Origin of the sequence: Nguyenibacter vanlangensis (genome assembly GCF_013376155.1) — a bacterium.
In the GTDB taxonomy this organism is placed as follows: Bacteria; Pseudomonadota; Alphaproteobacteria; order Acetobacterales; family Acetobacteraceae; genus Gluconacetobacter; species Gluconacetobacter vanlangensis.
On record NZ_JABXXP010000822.1, the window covers coordinates 1 to 1,164 of the forward strand.

At 71.6% G+C, this 1,164-nt stretch carries 2 protein-coding genes; both read right to left on the reverse strand.

What is annotated here, in order from left to right:
• The coding region (locus tag HUK84_RS19360; RefSeq protein ID WP_281362869.1) for an MHYT domain-containing protein at window positions 1–607 on the reverse strand (607 nt) is incomplete at its 3' end.
• 199 nt (window positions 608–806) lie between these two features.
• Window positions 807–1,164, reverse strand: a 358-nt coding sequence (locus tag HUK84_RS19365; RefSeq protein WP_246285784.1) for a hypothetical protein, incomplete at its 5' end; no start/stop codon positions are given.

Consider the following 1,164-nt stretch of genomic DNA (forward strand, 5'->3'; position numbering starts at 1 on the left):
CCGGCATCACCCGTCCCAGCGGCGTATCGCCCGCGCGCCGCTGGGACACGAACGCCGCGACCGACAACACCCCCCCGACCAGCAGCGACGCCGCCACCAGCCGGGGGTTCCAGCACATCATTCCGGGAACGCGCACGGCGGACATGCCCAGGAAATGCATCGCCGCGACGCCCAGGGCGAACATCGTCCCCGCCGCGACGCCGCCCGCCAGATGGCCGCCCCGCGTCTCCGCAGTCCCCGCCGTGGCCCCCGCCGTGGTCCCCGCCGTAGTCGCCGCACCCCGCGCCATCGTCCGCGCCGAGATGCTGACCGCGATACCGGTCGCCAGCACCGCGATCAGCAGCGACGCCAGGGTCGGCCCCAGCATGAAGGACAGCGCCATGCCCGGACGATAGGCCAGCATCGCGATGAAATGCGTGGCCCAGATCCCGAACCCGCCGGCAATCCCCGCCGCCCCGATCCAGATCGTCCGCCCCAGGCCGGCGCCCCGCCGCGCCCGATGCAGCAGCATCATGGCGGCATAGCAGCTCGCCAGGCACAGCAGCACCGCCAGGCCGGTCCCGAACACTTCATGTTTCAGAACGACACAAGTCAGGATCCGCGACATCGAACGCCCCAAGTCAAGGCACCGCCATGCCCGCCATCCCCCGCCGGCGCGAAACGGACCGGCACCGCTCGGGAAGATCGGGGCACGCCCAGGCTTCAGGATACGAAACAGTCTCGTATCGTGCCTCGCAATATCGCGTCCGCCCCGCTTGCGCCAGTGCGGGCGCCAGGGTGAACGCCAGTGTGGGCGCCGCTCCGGATCAGCACTCGGCCCGGCAGACCGGACACAGCCGCAGAAACGGCGACGGCGCCTGGAACCCCACCCGGCAATTCAGGCAGGACCGGTCGATCAGGGCCGGCGGCGGGGGCCTGCGCTCCCGCGCCCGCTGCGGCGCCCGCCTGCGATAGCTCAGCCGGTCGCGCAGGGTCTGCGCCTGCATCTCCAGCACCCTGGCCACCTGCACGATGCGCATGCCCTCGGCAAGCATCGCATCCACCTGCGGATCGATCCGCTGCCAATCATATTTCGACGGTCTCATGCCCCCTCCCGGCGTGATGGGACCGTCCTGCCGCCGCTCCGCCGCCGCCATGGCCCGCGCGGCCTCCAGATAGGCCGCG